The sequence below is a fragment of the Sphingopyxis sp. 10G20-10 genome (assembly GCF_057365075.1).
The window spans coordinates 594,630-609,648 of record NZ_CP195117.1 but is presented as its reverse complement, the minus strand read 5'-3'; the positions used below and the strand labels follow the sequence as shown (position 1 = coordinate 609,648).

Genomic DNA, 15,019 nt, shown 5'->3' with positions numbered 1-15,019 from the left:
CAAAGGTGCGAAAGGCCATGGCGATAGTCAAGCCGCAAAGCTGGCCGCGCACCGCGTTTCGATGGCTGCTCGTCATCGCCTATGCGGTCGCCGGTTGGGCGCACCTCACGCGGCCAGGCGGCTTCCTTGCGATCACCCCGCCGTGGGTTCCGTGGCCAGAGACTGTCGTTGCGCTGACCGGCGTCGCCGAATTGGCGGGCGCGGCGGGATTGATGATTCCCCCGTTGCGCCGCGCCGCTGGCTATGGGCTGGCGCTCTATGCCTTATGCGTCTGGCCGGCCAATTTTCACCACGCGCTTGCCGACATACCGCTGGGAGGCGTGCATCTCAGCTGGTGGTATCACGGTCCCCGCCTCGCGCTTCAACCCGTCATCATCTGGTGGGCGCTGTGGGCAGGCGGCGTTGTCGACTGGCCTTTTGCCAAACGCGACTAGTCCGCCCTATTCGGCCGCTTTCGCCACCGGCGTTTCAATCGGCGGATCGCCCGCGTGCGCCTTGGCATAGGCCTCCGCCGCCTTCATCACGCGCATCATATTGCCGCTGGCGATCTTCTCCAAATCACTCTGCGAATAGCCGCGCCGTGCCAGTTCGGTAAACAGCGCCGGATAGGTCGACACATCCTCCAGCCCGTCGATTACCGCCGGAATACCGTCGAAATCGCCGCCGATACCGATATGGTCGACGCCAATCCGGTCGCGGATATGGTCGATATGCTCGGCCACATCGGCGATGGTCACGCGCGGGGCGGGGTTGGCAGCGACCCACGCATCCAGCGCCGCCTTGGCCCCATCGGGATCCCCGATATGCAGGGTCTTTTGCCGCGCCTCCTCGGCGCTGCTTGCTGCATTCCATTGGTGCAGTTTTTCGCTGGCATAGTCGGGGACGAAATCGACCATGACGATACCGCCATTGGCCTTGAGTTCATCGAGCACCTTGTCGGGGACATTGCGCGGGTGGCTGTTGATCGCGCGCGCGCCCGAATGGCTGAAAATCACCGGCGCCTTCGTCACCGCCAGCGCGTCGAGCATCGTCGACTCCGCCACATGGCTAAGGTCGACCAGCATCCCCAGCCGGTTCATCTCCCGCACCACCTGCTCGCCAAAGGGGGTCAGCCCGTCATGGGCGGGCACATCGGTCGCGCTGTCGGACCAGGGCGTATTGTTGAAATGGGCGAGCGTCATATAGCGCGCACCCAGCGCAAACATTTGCCGCAGCACGCCCAGGCTCGACCCGATCGAATGGCCACCTTCCATGCCGATAAGCCCCGCAATCTTATGCTGTTTCCACGCCGCCATGACATCGCCGCTCGATCGCGCGAGCATCATTGCATCGGCGTTGCGCGCGATCAGCCGCTTGGTAACGTCAATCTGTTCGAGCACCTGCTGCACCGCATCGGCTTCGGGCAACGACGAATCGACCCACACCGACCAGAATTGCGCGCCGACCTGTCCCTTACGCAGCCGCATCAGGTCGGTGTGCATCGCCTTGTGCGTCGCATCGGCGCTGCCGCTGGTGTCGGTAAAATCAAAATCGCCGATCACATCGCCATGCCGGTCGCGCAACTGTTCGGGCACATCATTATGCCCGTCCCACACCGGCGCAGCGGCCAAGGCGGCTTTGGCAATGGCTTCGGGCGAAGACTGAGCCGAGGCAGGGGCAGCGACAAGGGCGAATGCGGCAAGGCCGGCAAGTAAGGGAGCTTTGGTCATGGCGGCGACCTTAACCGCTGCCCCACGAAAATCACCCAAAGATTTTCAACGGCCCGTCTTGACCTCTTCGCCCACCCCGCCCAGCATTCGGCACGAGCGCCGCAAAGGAAATATGCATGAACGAAATCACCCAAAACTTCCCCGCCGAGGCCGAAACCCTCCTCCCCGATCTCGTGGCCTTGCGCCGCGCGATTCACCTTGAGCCCGAACTCGGCCTGCACAATCCCAAGACGCTGGCGAAGATCAAGGAAGCGCTCGCGGGTTTGCCGCTGGAGTTTCGCGAAGGGCCTTCGACGACCGGCCTCGTCGCTATCCTGCGCGGCCCCGCCAATGGTCGCACCGTGTTGCTGCGCGGCGACATGGATGCGCTGCCGCTCGTGGAGGAAACGGGGCTCGACTTCACATCGGAAACCCATGGCGCGATGCACGCGTGCGGGCATGATACGCATGTCGCGATGCTCGTTGGCGCGGCCAAGCTGCTTTGCGCCGCCGCCGACCGCCTGCCCGGCACCGTGATGTTCATGTTTCAGCCGGGTGAGGAGGGGCATCATGGCGCGCGCTTCATGCTCGACGACGGCATCATCGACCCGCTGCCCGATGCCGCCTTTGCGCTCCACATCATGCCCAACGCGCCGCACGGAATTTTTGCCGGACGCGCCGGACCGTTGCTCGCTTCGGCGGACGTTCTTCATGTGACGATCAAGGGCGCAGGCGGCCACGCCTCTATGCCGCACGATACGGTCGACCCGATTCCGGTGGCGTGTGAGATTGTCGGTGCGATCCAGACGATGGTGACGCGCAAGGTTTCTGTCTTCGATCCGGCGGTGGTAACCATCGCCCGCATCACGGCGGGCACGACCAACAATATCATCCCTGAAACAGCCGAGATGGAGGGGACGATCCGCACCCTCAGCGCCACCCAGCGCGCCCATGTCGCGCGCGAACTCCATCGGCTGATCCCCGGCATAGCAGAGGCGCATGGCTGCACCGCCGAAGTGGTGATTGACGAAGGCTTTCCGGTCACCGTCTGCGATGCCCGCGCCGCAGCCTTTGGCCAGCGGGTCGTCACCGATCAGTTTGGCGAGGATGCGTGGCTGACCATGGACAACCCCGTGATGGGGGCGGAGGATTTCGCCTATGTCCTCGAAAAAGTGCCCGGCGCGATGTTCTGGCTCGGCGCAAGCGAGGAAGGCAGCGACTGGCGCGCCTGCTGCGGATTGCACAGCAACCATATGGTGCTCGACGAAAAAGTGATGGCCCGCGGCGCGGCGCTCCACGCAGCACTGGCAGAGACTTTTCTGGAGGGCGGTTTCGACGATTGAATCGCTTGCGACGGCAGCCGCGATTGATTAGCCTTTCATCAGAAGCCCATAGGGGCAGGGGAGGAACGACATGATCAATATCATCGGTGCGATTATTTCCGGTTTCATCATCGGCGGACTGGCGCGTTATTTTTATCCCGGCGTGGTCCAGATGGGCTGGGTCGCGACAATCCTGCTCGGCATCGCGGGTTCCTTACTCGCCGGTATGGTGACCACACGCGGTGTGCGCGGCGAATTTCACCGCGCCGGCTGCCTCGCCTCGATCATCGGCGCGGTAGTGCTGATCTTTGTCGGACGAATGCTCGGCATCGGCTGACCAAGCTGAAAGCCCTGACTCTAACTTAACGCAAACCAGAGCAACGCCGCGACACCCACTGCCGCGAGCGTGTGGATGACCGCAAAACTCAAACGGATTTTGCGGATCAGCTTTTTGAACTCTGCGGTGTCATTGACATGCGGGAACGGCGTCGCCGGGACGGGCTTGTCCAGAAAGGCGCAAAGCGGTTCCCACCCCTGTTTGGCTTCGAATATCAGCAATTTTTCGGCGGGCACATCGGCTTTGACCTGTTCGATATAATCGCGGAAAATCTGTGTCGCCTTGGCCTTGTCCTCAAACTGGCCATGGAATACCCGCTGCCACACCGTGCCTTGCACAATGGCATCAATCTGCCGCTGCATCTTGATATATTTACGCGCCCAACGCGGTGCGGCGGTGCTGATTGGATAGATGGTCTCGTTGGCACTTTTATACCAGCTGTCGGGATCACGAACCGTCAGTAGAACTTTGGCATCGGGATAACGCGCCAGCAATTCCTTGTAATAGGTGCTCGACGGAAAATCGACTGACGCCTGGAAACCATCAAAAATAGCGTCCCAGTCGGGTGCAGCCCCCTCTGCCACTTGCTGCCATAATTGCCGCTGTTCGGCGTTGGGCAACACCTCCAGCATATGGTGCGTCTTGATATAGCCGAGCTGTTCGAGAGCAGCCTTCATCGACATCGTTCCCGTCCGGCCAAAACCGGCGCCGATAACTTGTAAGCCCATAATCACATCCCCCCGACATGCTTGTATCGCGGGACCGGAGTTTGACAATCAATACTGTATCACGGCACCAACACCGTATCTTCGGGCACCAACAGCGTTTCGGGATAATCGGTCGTATAATGCAGCCCGCGGCTTTCGTGGCGGTGCAGCGCGCTTTTGACAATCAACTCGGCACATTGGAGCAGGTTGCGCAGTTCGATAAGGTCGGTGGTCACGCGGAAATGACCATAATAATCCCCCACCTCATGGGTCAGCATATTGATGCGGTGCTGCGCGCGCTCCAGCCGCTTGGTGGTGCGGACAATGCCGACATAATTCCACATGAAGCGACGGATTTCGGTCCAGTTCTGCTTGATGATGACTTCTTCGTCGCTGTCGGTAACGCGGCTTTCGTCCCACGGGCGGATCGGCGGCGGCGGGGCCATTTCGTCCCAGCGCGCGACAATGTCGGCGGCGGCGGCTTCGCCAAAGACAAAACATTCAAGCAAGCTGTTCGACGCCAGCCGGTTCGCGCCATGCAGCCCGCTTTCGGTCACTTCGCCTGCCGCATAAAGGCTGGGAAGGTCGGTCCGCCCCGCCAGGTCTATCAGCACCCCGCCGCAAGTATAATGCTGCGCCGGAACCACGGGGATCGGTTCTTTGGTCATATCGATGCCCAGCCCCACCAGCTTGTCATAGATGTTGGGGAAATGGCCCTTCACAAAGTCGGGGTCTTTGTGACTGATGTCGAGGTGGACATAGTCGAGCCCCAACCGCTTGATCTCATGGTCAATCGCGCGGGCCACAACGTCACGCGGCGCCAATTCTTCGCGCATGTCAAAGCGCGGCATGAAGCGTTCGCCGCCGCCCGGAAAGCCCGGCGGAATTTTCAAATGTCCACCCTCGCCGCGCACCGCCTCGGTAATCAGGAAATTCTTGACCTCCAGATTATAGAGGCAGGTCGGATGGAACTGCATCATTTCCATGTTGGACACGCGCGCACCCGCACGCCACGCCATCGCAATGCCGTCGCCGGTCGCGCCTCTGGGAGCCGTCGAAAATTGATAGACACGTCCGGCCCCGCCGCTCGCCAGAATCGTCGCGCGGCCTGTATGCGCGTGAACCTTGCCGCTCGCTTCGTCGAGTGCATAGACACCCCACACGCTACCCGATCCCGAATAACGCATTTCATGGCGTCCGGTGATCAGGTCGATGCACGTCTGCCCCGGCAACAGCGTGATATTGGGATGCGCCTCGGCGGTTTTGAGCAATGCAGCCTGCACCGCCCAGCCGGTGGCATCATCGACATGGACGATACGGCGGTGCGAATGGCCACCCTCGCGCGTCAGGTGCAGCGCTTCGGCTTCCTTGTTAAAGGGCACCCCCATCTCGACCAGCCGCTCGATTGTGTGCGGCGCATTTTCGATGACAAATTCAACCGTCTCGCGCCGGTTCAGCCCTGCGCCCGCCACCATCGTGTCGTTGATATGATTTTCAAATGTGTCGCCTGCATCGAGCACTGCGGCAATGCCGCCCTGCGCCCAGGCGGTTGAACCGCCGGTCAGGCTTCCCTTGGCCAGCACCAGCACCTTCGCCTTGTCGGCCAGACTAATCGCCGCCGACAATCCCGCCGCGCCAGAGCCGATGATAACGACATCATGGACAGTGCCCTCACCCATCGGCGCGGGTCAGGTTTAGGAAGACATCTTCCAGATCGGCCTCTCGGGTCGACACGTCGACAATATGCAGCCCCATGCCCTGCACCGCGGTCAGCACATCACCCGCATTCATCCGGTCCTTATTATAGCTGATCGCCAGCCCGCGATCGCCCTCGCGCTCGACCTTGTCAAAGGCCGGATGTTCGGGAAGGTCGGTCACATCGCTATCGAGCGTCAGCGACACCACCTTTTCGCGCGCCATATCGACCAGCTCGCGCGTCGGCTTGTTGGCGATCAACTTGCCATGGTTGATGATGGCGATGCGGTCGCACAATTCCTCGGCTTCTTCCAGATAGTGCGTGGTCAGCACCACGGTGACGCCGCGTGCGTTGAGCCCGCGGACATAGTCCCATAATTGCTGGCGCAGTTCGATATCCACGCCCGCCGTGGGTTCGTCGAGGACGATGATCGGCGGCGAATGAACCATCGCCTTGGCCACCAGCAACCGCCGCTTCATCCCGCCCGACAGCGTGCGGGCATAGGCGTCGCGCTTGTCGGTCAACCGCACGGCCGCCAGCAATTCCTCCGAAATCCGCTTCGCCTTGGGCACACCATAGAATCCGGCCTGATTCTCCAGCGTTTCAAAGGGCGTGAAAAAGGGGTCGAAAACAATTTCCTGCGGGACAATGCCGATCGAATATTTGGCATTGCGCGGATCGGCATCAATGTCGAAACCCCAGATGCTGGCATGACCGCCCGTTTTGTTGACCAACCCTGCCAATATATTGATCAGCGTCGATTTTCCTGCCCCGTTGGGACCTAGCAACCCGAATATCTGACCACGCGGAACATCAAAACTGACATTGTCGAGGGCCTGCTTGCCCCCGGCATAAATTTTCGAAACAGCGTCGATGGAGATAGCAGCTTGGGTCATAGGACGACGGGCTTAGCGATGGATGCGCCGCCGCGAAAGGGGGCTGATGGCAAGACTTTGTTTACCATGATGCGTAAGCATAATTTATGACTGTATCACTAGGGGACAGGTTGTGAGGACCAGACACACCAACTTCCCGTCGTTTCTGCGACGCGGCGCTGCCGCCTTTGCGCTGTTGATGGCTCCGGCCGTCGGCACGCCGGCGTTGGCGCAGGCGACTTCGCAGGGCCAGGCCAAGGCCATCGTGCTTCAGCCCCTGAGCTTCTTCAAGGTCAATGATCTCGACTTCGGTGATATCATTGCGTCAGGAACGGCGGGAACCGTGCGCCTGTTCCCCGACGGAACACGCACCGCATCGGGCGGTGTAACGCTCGCCAGCAATGGCGGCGCGCCATCGCGCTTTGCCGGACTCGGCTCGCCCAATCAGCGCGTTGTGATCTCGGTCGCCGCAAACAGCATCTTCATTACCGGACCGGGTCAGCAGATGCGGGTCCGCAATTTCGATATCGGCAGCACGCCGACCGTGTTGTTGTCGACGTCGCCGCTGCGCTTTCGCATCGCCACCGGGCTGGGCAATTTCAACTTTCCGGTTGGCGCGACGCTCGACGTCAATGCCAATCAGGCGCCGGGCGATTATAGCGGCACCTTCTCCATCATCCTCAATTACCAATAGGACTCCGGGTGAGGAGCAAAGCAACTCACCACAGGGCGCGGCGGCGAATCGGGAGGGGGTTCGCCGCCGCTGCCTTCATGGCGGCACTTTGGGCTCTCCCTGTCGCGGCACAGGACGCAGATGCCAGTGCCGACGCGCAGGCGTTGGTGCTGCAACCCTTTTCGCTGGTCAGTGACGAGGATCTTGATTTCGGATCGATTATACCTTCGGCGTCTCAGGGCAATGTCATTGTCAGTCCCGACGGTACAATATCCACCACCGGCGGCGTCATCACCGTCGGTGCGGGAACCCATCCGGCGCGCTTTGCCGGACAGGGCAGCAGCAACCGGGTGCTCATCAAAACAGGGTCGAACCGGATATTCCTGACCGGCCCCGGCGCGCAAATGCGACTGAACAAATTCACCATTGGCGCGCTTTCAGGCCTGTCGCAGATCGGCAACGGCAATAATTTCCGTATCACCAGCAGCAACGGCATCATCGGCTTTGGTGTCGGCGGCACCTTGCGCGTCAATGCCAATCAGGCCGAAGGGCTGTATAGCGGCACTTTCACCATGACCTTCAATTATCAATAGCACGTCACGCATCACCCGATTGCCCAGCCGAAACAGGCTTGCTATGCGCGAAAGCCATGACGACATCAGCCCCCCCACCCGAAACCCTCCGTGTCAGCAAAAGCCGCATCGCCTGTGATGGCACCGGCGATGGTCTTGCCAATGCCGCGCTCGGTCATCCGCGCGTGTGGCTGGAGATTGATCCCGACGACGGGTTTGCGGACTGCGGCTATTGTGACCGGCGGTTCATCCTGATCGGCGGCGTCGCCGACAAGGGCTGATTCCCCTTTTTCCACGCCCAAAGCTTAACAGCTTTTTTACCCTGATTATCCATTCGATGCACATCCGGTGCTGGCATAACTGTGCCAGACAGGAGCAGGATGGATGGTTTCACGGGGTGCAAAGCAACGGGCGGCATCGCCAGTACGTCTGATCATTGTCGCCATCGCGGCGATGGGATTTGGCGTGATTCCGGCGCAGGCCGCCGATAGCGACGGCACCGCTCGGGCCGTCGTCGTTCAACCGCTCAGCCTGATTAAAACCGCCGATCTGGATTTTGGAACCTTGGTCAGCGGCACCACGGGCGGCACGGTTACCATCAACCCGTCCAGCAACGCGCTGACGACCGCGGGCGGCGTGACGCCGGTCGGTGGCGGAGCGCATCGCGCAACCTTTCAGGGCGCCGCACGCATCGGCCTGATTGTCACAATCAACGGCAGCAACACCGCCACCCTGACGCGCGCCGGCGGCGGAGCGCCCCCCATGACCGTCAATCTGACTCGCACCTATGGGTCGGGACTCAACGTCATCACGCTTCCTTTGGTCGGCACGGTGACTGTCGTGGCGACGGGCGTGCAGACTTATTATGTCGGCGGCACGCTGAATGTTCCCGCCAATCAACCCGACGGCGATTACAGCGGCACCTTCAATCTGACCGTCAACTATCTGTAGCCGCTCAGCGCGAACCCTTTGCGGATGCGGGGCAGCGTGCCTATATCGCGTCTATGAACAGCCCCACTGACCCCCGCCGCTTTCTCTATCGTACCGACGCCCTCGACCCCGATCTGGCGCAAGTTCTTGCCAAAGACGCGCTGGCCAGCGCCGATGATGGCGAGCTTTATCTGCAATATCGCGCGACCGAGAGCTTTGGTTTTGATGACGGGCGACTCAAGACCGCCGATTATTCGACCGACGCCGGTTTCGGCCTGCGCGCCGTGTCGGGCGAGATGACGGGCTTTGCCCATGCCAGCGACATCAGCGCCCCGGCGATCCGCCGCGCCGCCGAAACGCTCGCACTGCTCGACCCGACCAAAACGCCCCACGCCCCCGCACCGGCGCGCACCAACCGCCATCTCTATGACGAAGCCAACCCGCTCGACCTCATCCCCTTCGCCAAAAAAGTGGCGCTGTGCCAAGAGGTCGATGCCGCCGCACGTGCGCGCGACCCGCGCATCGTCCAGGTGTCGGTCAGTCTGGCCGCAAGCTGGTCGGTGATCGAAATCGTCCGCGCCGACGGTTTTCTGGCGACCGACATCCGCCCGCTCGTCCGCCTCAACGTCTCGATCGTCGTCGAGGAAAACGGACGGCGCGAAAGCGGCTATTTCGGGCTTGGTGGCCGTTACATGTACGACCATTTGTTCGCCGAAGCGCAATGGAACCGCGCCATCGACGAGGCGCTCGCACAAGCCCTCGTTAATCTGGAGGCGGTCGACGCACCGGCTGGCGAGATGACCGTGCTGCTCGGTCCCGGCTGGCCCGGCGTCCTGCTCCACGAAGCGGTCGGCCACGGACTCGAAGGCGATTTCAACCGCAAGGGCACCAGCGCCTTTTCGGGCCGCATCGGCGAACGCGTTGCCGCACCCGGCGTCACCGTCATCGACGACGGCAGCCTCAACAGCCCCGTCGGCGGCGGTCGCCGCGGCTCGCTCAGCATCGACGATGAAGGCACCCCGACCAGCGAGACCGTGTTGATCGAAGACGGCATATTGAAATGCTATATGCAGGACCGGCTGAACGCGCGGCTGATGGGCGTTGAACCGACCGGCAATGGCCGCCGCGAAAGCTTTGCCCACGCCCCCATGCCGCGCATGACCAACACCTTTATGAACAGCGGTCAGGATGATCCCGCCGAGTTGTTGTCGCGCGTCAAATCGGGCATTTTCGCCAAAAGCTTTGGCGGCGGACAGGTCGATATTGTGTCGGGCAAATTCGTCTTCAGCTGCACCGAGGCTTATAAAATCGAAAATGGTAAACTCGGTGCGCCGATCAAGGGCGCAACACTTATCGGCGATGGCCCCAGCGTGCTGACCAAGGTGATGGGCATCGGCAACGACATGGCGATCGACGAAGGCATCGGCATTTGCGGCAAAGGCGGCCAAAGCGTCCCCGCCGGCGTCGGCCAACCGACCTTGCTGGTCAGCGCGCTAACGGTGGGCGGTACGGCATAGGCCGTTTGGCGCCCATTTCCGTCAGTCATGGCTCATTCAGACTAAAAGATGTAGTCTGCTAACAAAGGAGTCGTCCCATGCGTCATCTGACCACCGCCATCCTTGCCGCCACCGCGCTGATTGCAGTTCCGGCATCATCAGCCGCGCGCGAACGCCTGACACCCGATCAGCAACTTGCCAAACTGCTGGATGGTCGGGTCGCGGGGGAACCGCAAAACTGTATCACCCTCTCTAGCGTCAACAGTTCGCAGGTCATCGACAAGACTGCCATCGTCTATCGCATCGGCAGCACATTTTGGGTCAACCATCCACGAAGCGGTGCCGACTCGCTCGATGATGACGACATCCTCGTCACCAGATTATCCTCCAGTCGGCTGTGCAGCATCGACACCGTCCAACTCCATGATCGCAGCAGCCGTTTTTACAACGGCTTTGTCTCCTTGGGCAAATTCGTCCCCTATCGCCGCCCCGCCACCACAGAGTGACACTGATCGACAGGGACGAACAGGACGTCACCGCGCCGCCCGATGACTGGGCCGCGCGACTGCTCCACTTTTGGTTTGACGCGCATGGCATGGCGGATTGGTACGGCGGTGGCCCTGCCTTTGACAAAGCTGTCGCAGACCTCGCTGCCGACTGGCACACCGCTCTCCGTTCGCAACCCGTCGAAACTTTTCTGACCGACCCCGACACCGCCCGCGCCGCGATCATCCTGTTCGATCAGGTGCCCCGCAACATTTTTCGCGGGTCGGCCGACGCCTTTGCCACCGATACCCACGCGCGCGCCATCGCCCGCGCGGTGGTCGAGCGCGGATGGGATCAGGATAGTCCAGAGGACCAGCGTCAATTTATCTATATGCCGTTCGAGCATAGCGAAAACCTCGACGACCAACGCGAATCGCTTCGGTTGTTCGCGGCGCGCGGCGACGCCAATTCGCTCAAATATGCCCAACAGCATTTTGACATCATCAAACGCTTTGGCCGCTTCCCGCATCGCAACGCCGTGCTTGGCCGAAAAAGCCGTGACGCCGAAACCGCCGCTATCGAGGAGGGCAAAAATTGGTGATACGCACAGGCGATCGCCTGCTAAGGATTGCGGCATGGCCGAATTCACCGACACGCTGACCGACAAGCATCAGGCATTCATCGCCAAACAACCGATGTTCTTTGTCGCCACCGCCGCCACCGATGGCCGCATCAACCTGTCTCCCAAAGGCTATGCCGACACATTTCAGATCCTGTCGGACAGCCAGGTCGCTTATCTCGACTTCGGCGGATCGGGCAATGAAACCCACGCCCATCTGGCCGCCGACGGACGCGTCACTTTGATGTTCTGCGCCTTTGATCGCAGCGCACTCATCCTGCGCATCTATGGCAAGGGTCGCCCCATCCTGCCGCAAGACAGCGACTGGGGCGATCTTGCCGCGCATTTCACCTTGTTGCCGGGCACCCGCCAGATTTTCCTGATCGACGTGCAGAGCGTGCAAACCAGCTGCGGCTGGGGCGTGCCGATGATGGAACTGCAGCACGAGCGCGATACTTTGCAAAAATATCATCGTCAGGCTGACCCCGACAAATGGGCGGAGAAGATGAAAAAACGCACCCAAAGCATCGACGGACTGCCGACGCGCCCCACCGACCGTTATATCGCCGGAGACCCCATCTGATGGCGCTCGTCGAACTTCTTCGTATGTCCAGCGGGGCGGAGGCTGAACTGCTGCGCGGGCGTCTGGAAAGCGCCGGGGTTGGCGCGGTCTGCTTCGATGCCGGCATGAATATCGCCGACAGCGTCGGGATGATGATTCCGGTTCGCATCATGGTGCTCGACGAAGATCTGGCCGAGGCGAAGGCCCTGCTGGCCGAATTTGCGGCGGGCGGGAACGCTTCGGTCGGTTGAGCGCTTGAATCTGCACAGATGATCAAAGTCGCCAGCTATAATATGCGCAAGGGCATCGGGCTCGATCGCCGCCGAGATCCCGGCAGGGTGCTCGCGGTGCTCGGCGAACTCGACGCCGATATCGTCGCGCTGCAAGAGGCCGACCGCCGCTTCGGCGCGCGCGCCAGCGCCATCCCCGAACAGATGTTCGCCGATCACAGCGACTATGTCCCCGTCATGCTCGACAACCGCCCACACAGCATCGGCTGGCACGGCAATGCCCTGCTCGTCCGCAAAGGCGCGATCATCGAGGAAAGCCACGCGCTCCACCTTCCCATGCTCGAACCGCGCGGCGCGGTCGCGGCAACGGTGCGCCTCGGCGATCAGCGCGTGCGCGTCGTCGGGATGCACCTCGACATTTCGGGACTGCGGCGACGGCAACAGGCGCGCGCCATTTTGACGCATGTCGCCGAGGGTGAAACCCTGCCGACGATCTTGATGGGCGATTGCAATGAATGGCGCAGCTATGGGGGATGCTTGCGCGATTTCGGGGCCGATCATCCGCTCGTCGACACCGGCCACAGCTTCCACAGCCGCCGCCCCGTGGCGCGGCTCGACCGCATCTTTGCCTCGCCCGACCTCGCTGCGATTGAATCCGGCGTGCACCTCAGCCCGCTCGCCGCGCGCGCGTCGGACCATCTACCGATCTGGGCGCGGCTGAAACTGGCGTCTCCCTAAGGCCAATTCCTCACAATCCGAAACCCTTCGCACTGCCTAATAATTAGGCAGTGATTGGGCGCCGCTGCTCAATAAACGAACGAAACAGCCTGTTGCAGACCCTCCCCTTGTAACAAACGCTCAATTATTCTCCCCCCGCCGTAATCTGGCACGCCTGTTGCAGTGCAACATTGTGCACATTGCAAAGGGGACATCATGAAGCTGATCCTGGCCATCATCAAACCACATAAGCTCGACGAGGTGCGCGAGGCGCTCACGACCGTCGGGATCGCGGGAATGACCGTGACCGAAGTCAAAGGCTTTGGCCGCCAAAAGGGGCAAACCGAAATCTACCGCGGCGCCGAATATGCGACCAACATGGTGCCAAAGGTCAAGATCGAACTCGTCTGCGATGATGCGCTCGCATCGCGGGTCGTTGAAACGCTCCAACAAAGCGCCGGCACCGGATCGATCGGTGACGGCAAGATTTTCGTCCTCGACGTGGGTCAGGCCGTGCGCATCCGCACGGGCGAGACCGGCGAGGCGGCACTATAATGACAAAGGGGGACAAAATGACGTTCGCACATAAATTGGCGACCACAGCCGGGGCCGCCGGCCTTGCGCTGTTCGCCGCCCTGCCCGCCTGGGCACAGGATGCCGCACCCGCCGCGGCCAACGCCGTGGCCAAGGCGGCTCCGGCGGTTCCCAATCCGGGCAATAACGCCTGGATGATGACCGCCACCGTTCTCGTCCTGATGATGATCCTGCCCGGCCTCGCGCTCTTTTATGGCGGTCTGACGCGGACCAAGAATATGCTGTCGACGATGACGCAAGTGGGCGCGGCTGCCTGCCTCGCGATGCTGGTCTGGGTCATGTGGGGCTATGGCCTCGCCTTTGGTCCCGAGGGCAATGCGGTGATCAGCTGGGGCAAATTTTTCCTGTCGGGTGTCACCGCCGATTCAACGGTAGCGACCTTTTCGGACGAAGTGATCAGCGAGTATGTGTTCATCTCCTTCCAGATGACGTTTGCCGCGATCACCCTCGCGCTGGTGCTCGGCTCGGTCGTCGAACGCATGAAATTCTCGGCGGTGATGATCTTTGGCGTCATCTGGCTGACCATCGTCTATTTCCCGATTGCCCATATGGTGTGGGCAGGCGGCGGCTTCTTCTTTGAAGGCGGCATGTTCGGCACCGACACCCCCGCCGCGCTCGATTTCGCGGGCGGCACCGTTGTCCATATCAATGCCGGTGTCTCGGCGCTCGTCGCCTGCCTCTTTCTGGGCAAGCGCATCGGCTATCAAAAGGAAATCATGGCGCCCCACTCGCTGACCATGACCGGCATCGGCACCGGCTTGCTGTGGGTCGGCTGGTTCGGTTTCAACGCCGGCTCGGCGCTTGAGGCCGATGGCTCGGCGGGCCTGGCGATGGTCAACACCTTCGTCGCCACCGCTTCGGCTGCGCTTTGCTGGATGCTCGCCGAACGGCTTTCGGGGCACAAAGGTTCGGCGCTGGGCTTTTGCTCGGGCATCATCGCCGGTCTGGTCGCGATCACGCCAGCGGCAGGGAACAGCGGCCCCTTTGGTGCCATTGTCCTTGGCGGTGTCGCCTCGGTCGTCTGCTTCTTTGCCGTGACCAAGCTCAAGACACGACTGGGCTATGACGATGCGCTCGACGCCTTTGGCATCCACGGCATCGGCGGCATGGTCGGCGCGATCGGCACGGCCTTTACCATGCTGGTCGCCATCGGCGGTCCGGCGGGCAGTGATTATGCGCTCGGCCCCCAGCTGGCCACACAGATCATGGCGGTGGTTATCACCATCATCTGGGCGAGTGTCGGCACCGTCATCGCCATCACAATCGCCAAGGCCGTGACCGGCCTGCGCGTCAGCCCGGACGTCGAACGCGAAGGGCTCGACCTCGGCGAACATGGCGAGCGCGCCTATAATTACTGACGAGTTTGGATACCCGCCGCCGCCTACTACCCTCCTATAAGGCGGCGGGATCCTCCCCAGGTTCCTCCTGCGAGAACCACTGTGGCCGGGATGCAACATGTCCCGGCCATTTTTTTGTCGCTTGATGTTTGTTCCTTGCGAAGAATTCAATGGCGGC

At 61.5% G+C, this 15,019-nt stretch carries 19 protein-coding genes; 15 read left to right on the top strand and 4 right to left on the bottom strand.

Going from position 1 to position 15,019, the window contains the following annotated elements; translation table 11 throughout:
* Nucleotides 1–17: 17 nt before the first annotated feature.
* On the top strand, nt 18–434 hold the full coding sequence (locus ACR3XE_RS02965; RefSeq protein ID WP_473699072.1) for a DoxX family protein: 417 nt from the start codon (nt 18–20) through the stop codon (nt 432–434).
* A 6-nt stretch (nt 435–440) separates the two neighbouring features.
* On the opposite strand, the gene ACR3XE_RS02960 is transcribed toward ACR3XE_RS02965, so the two are convergent.
* Nucleotides 441–1,709, bottom strand: coding sequence for a dipeptidase (locus tag ACR3XE_RS02960; protein WP_486185898.1), 1,269 nt, complete (start codon nt 1,707–1,709; stop codon nt 441–443).
* Between the two features lie 116 nt (nt 1,710–1,825).
* Here ACR3XE_RS02960 and ACR3XE_RS02955 point away from each other — a divergent pair, with 116 nt between their 5' ends.
* Nucleotides 1,826–3,031, top strand: a complete 1,206-nt coding sequence (locus tag ACR3XE_RS02955; protein ID WP_473699075.1) for a M20 metallopeptidase family protein — start codon at nt 1,826–1,828, stop codon at nt 3,029–3,031.
* Between the two features lie 70 nt (nt 3,032–3,101).
* Entirely contained in the window at nt 3,102–3,347 is a 246-nt protein-coding gene (locus tag ACR3XE_RS02950) for a GlsB/YeaQ/YmgE family stress response membrane protein (protein WP_473699076.1), read from the top strand.
* Between the two features lie 20 nt (nt 3,348–3,367).
* Here ACR3XE_RS02950 and ACR3XE_RS02945 read toward each other — a convergent pair whose 3' ends face one another.
* From ACR3XE_RS02945 to ACR3XE_RS02935, 3 genes are read right to left on the bottom strand one after another with little or no spacing between them, the layout of a single operon-like run.
* The gene (locus ACR3XE_RS02945; protein ID WP_473699077.1) at nt 3,368–4,075 is read right to left on the bottom strand and encodes a sulfotransferase family protein; all 708 of its coding nucleotides are present in this window, start codon (nt 4,073–4,075) and stop codon (nt 3,368–3,370) included.
* A 59-nt stretch (nt 4,076–4,134) separates the two neighbouring features.
* Nucleotides 4,135–5,733, bottom strand: a complete 1,599-nt coding sequence (gene nadB / locus ACR3XE_RS02940; RefSeq protein ID WP_473699078.1) for an L-aspartate oxidase — start codon at nt 5,731–5,733, stop codon at nt 4,135–4,137.
* Nucleotides 5,726–6,646, bottom strand: coding sequence for an ABC transporter ATP-binding protein (locus ACR3XE_RS02935; RefSeq protein WP_473699079.1), 921 nt, complete (start codon nt 6,644–6,646; stop codon nt 5,726–5,728). Before ACR3XE_RS02935 ends, nadB begins: the two co-directional genes overlap by 8 nt.
* Nucleotides 6,647–6,758: 112 nt before the next feature.
* On the opposite strand from ACR3XE_RS02935, the gene ACR3XE_RS02930 reads away from it, so the two are divergent.
* The 12 genes from ACR3XE_RS02930 (at nt 6,759) to ACR3XE_RS02875 (ending at nt 14,862) form a co-directional block, all read left to right on the top strand.
* Nucleotides 6,759–7,319: a DUF4402 domain-containing protein gene (locus tag ACR3XE_RS02930; RefSeq protein ID WP_473699080.1), complete on the top strand. Its 561-nt coding sequence runs from the start codon at nt 6,759–6,761 to the stop codon at nt 7,317–7,319.
* A 77-nt stretch (nt 7,320–7,396) separates the two neighbouring features.
* Entirely contained in the window at nt 7,397–7,891 is a 495-nt protein-coding gene (locus tag ACR3XE_RS02925; protein ID WP_473699081.1) for a DUF4402 domain-containing protein, read from the top strand.
* Between the two features lie 56 nt (nt 7,892–7,947).
* A complete protein-coding gene (locus ACR3XE_RS02920) occupies nt 7,948–8,151 on the top strand; it encodes a zinc-finger domain-containing protein (protein ID WP_473699082.1) in 204 nt (67 codons plus the stop codon).
* Nucleotides 8,152–8,254: 103 nt separating this feature from the next.
* Nucleotides 8,255–8,821 (top strand): DUF4402 domain-containing protein, encoded by a 567-nt coding sequence (locus tag ACR3XE_RS02915; protein ID WP_486185897.1) that lies wholly within the window; start codon nt 8,255–8,257, stop codon nt 8,819–8,821.
* A 53-nt stretch (nt 8,822–8,874) separates the two neighbouring features.
* The gene (tldD, locus tag ACR3XE_RS02910) at nt 8,875–10,317 is read left to right on the top strand and encodes a metalloprotease TldD (protein WP_473699085.1); all 1,443 of its coding nucleotides are present in this window, start codon (nt 8,875–8,877) and stop codon (nt 10,315–10,317) included.
* A gap of 77 nt (nt 10,318–10,394) precedes the next feature.
* A complete protein-coding gene (locus tag ACR3XE_RS02905) occupies nt 10,395–10,802 on the top strand; it encodes a hypothetical protein (protein ID WP_473699086.1) in 408 nt (135 codons plus the stop codon).
* On the top strand, nt 10,799–11,383 hold the full coding sequence (locus tag ACR3XE_RS02900) for a DUF924 family protein (RefSeq protein ID WP_473699087.1): 585 nt from the start codon (nt 10,799–10,801) through the stop codon (nt 11,381–11,383). The genes ACR3XE_RS02905 and ACR3XE_RS02900 overlap by 4 nt, the downstream gene beginning before the upstream one ends.
* 34 nt (nt 11,384–11,417) lie before the next feature.
* Nucleotides 11,418–11,984 (top strand): pyridoxamine 5'-phosphate oxidase family protein, encoded by a 567-nt coding sequence (locus ACR3XE_RS02895; protein ID WP_473699088.1) that lies wholly within the window; start codon nt 11,418–11,420, stop codon nt 11,982–11,984.
* On the top strand, nt 11,984–12,214 hold the full coding sequence (locus ACR3XE_RS02890) for a putative signal transducing protein (protein WP_473699089.1): 231 nt from the start codon (nt 11,984–11,986) through the stop codon (nt 12,212–12,214). The genes ACR3XE_RS02895 and ACR3XE_RS02890 overlap by 1 nt, the downstream gene beginning before the upstream one ends.
* An 18-nt stretch (nt 12,215–12,232) precedes the next feature.
* Nucleotides 12,233–12,931, top strand: coding sequence for an endonuclease/exonuclease/phosphatase family protein (locus tag ACR3XE_RS02885; protein ID WP_473699090.1), 699 nt, complete (start codon nt 12,233–12,235; stop codon nt 12,929–12,931).
* A gap of 195 nt (nt 12,932–13,126) precedes the next feature.
* Nucleotides 13,127–13,465, top strand: coding sequence for a P-II family nitrogen regulator (locus ACR3XE_RS02880; protein ID WP_473699091.1), 339 nt, complete (start codon nt 13,127–13,129; stop codon nt 13,463–13,465).
* A 17-nt stretch (nt 13,466–13,482) separates the two neighbouring features.
* Nucleotides 13,483–14,862 (top strand): ammonium transporter, encoded by a 1,380-nt coding sequence (locus ACR3XE_RS02875; RefSeq protein ID WP_473699092.1) that lies wholly within the window; start codon nt 13,483–13,485, stop codon nt 14,860–14,862.
* Nucleotides 14,863–15,019: the final 157 nt, after the last annotated feature.

Bases quoted from the DNA above. Each gene is read 5' to 3' on its own strand.
- ACR3XE_RS02965 (WP_473699072.1), top strand. From the start codon at position 18: ATGGCGATAGTCAAGCCGCAAAGCTGGCCGCGCACCGCGTTTCGATGG.
- ACR3XE_RS02960 (WP_486185898.1), bottom strand. From the start codon at position 1,709: ATGACCAAAGCTCCCTTACTTGCCGGCCTTGCCGCATTCGCCCTTGTC.
- ACR3XE_RS02955 (WP_473699075.1), top strand. From the start codon at position 1,826: ATGAACGAAATCACCCAAAACTTCCCCGCCGAGGCCGAAACCCTCCTC.
- ACR3XE_RS02950 (WP_473699076.1), top strand. From the start codon at position 3,102: ATGATCAATATCATCGGTGCGATTATTTCCGGTTTCATCATCGGCGGA.
- ACR3XE_RS02945 (WP_473699077.1), bottom strand. From the start codon at position 4,075: ATGGGCTTACAAGTTATCGGCGCCGGTTTTGGCCGGACGGGAACGATG.
- nadB (WP_473699078.1), bottom strand. From the start codon at position 5,733: ATGGGTGAGGGCACTGTCCATGATGTCGTTATCATCGGCTCTGGCGCG.
- ACR3XE_RS02935 (WP_473699079.1), bottom strand. From the start codon at position 6,646: ATGACCCAAGCTGCTATCTCCATCGACGCTGTTTCGAAAATTTATGCC.
- ACR3XE_RS02925 (WP_473699081.1), top strand. From the start codon at position 7,397: ATGGCGGCACTTTGGGCTCTCCCTGTCGCGGCACAGGACGCAGATGCC.
- ACR3XE_RS02920 (WP_473699082.1), top strand. From the start codon at position 7,948: ATGACGACATCAGCCCCCCCACCCGAAACCCTCCGTGTCAGCAAAAGC.
- ACR3XE_RS02915 (WP_486185897.1), top strand. From the start codon at position 8,255: ATGGTTTCACGGGGTGCAAAGCAACGGGCGGCATCGCCAGTACGTCTG.
- tldD (WP_473699085.1), top strand. From the start codon at position 8,875: ATGAACAGCCCCACTGACCCCCGCCGCTTTCTCTATCGTACCGACGCC.
- ACR3XE_RS02905 (WP_473699086.1), top strand. From the start codon at position 10,395: ATGCGTCATCTGACCACCGCCATCCTTGCCGCCACCGCGCTGATTGCA.
- ACR3XE_RS02895 (WP_473699088.1), top strand. From the start codon at position 11,418: ATGGCCGAATTCACCGACACGCTGACCGACAAGCATCAGGCATTCATC.
- ACR3XE_RS02890 (WP_473699089.1), top strand. From the start codon at position 11,984: ATGGCGCTCGTCGAACTTCTTCGTATGTCCAGCGGGGCGGAGGCTGAA.
- ACR3XE_RS02885 (WP_473699090.1), top strand. From the start codon at position 12,233: ATGATCAAAGTCGCCAGCTATAATATGCGCAAGGGCATCGGGCTCGAT.
- ACR3XE_RS02880 (WP_473699091.1), top strand. From the start codon at position 13,127: ATGAAGCTGATCCTGGCCATCATCAAACCACATAAGCTCGACGAGGTG.
- ACR3XE_RS02875 (WP_473699092.1), top strand. From the start codon at position 13,483: ATGACGTTCGCACATAAATTGGCGACCACAGCCGGGGCCGCCGGCCTT.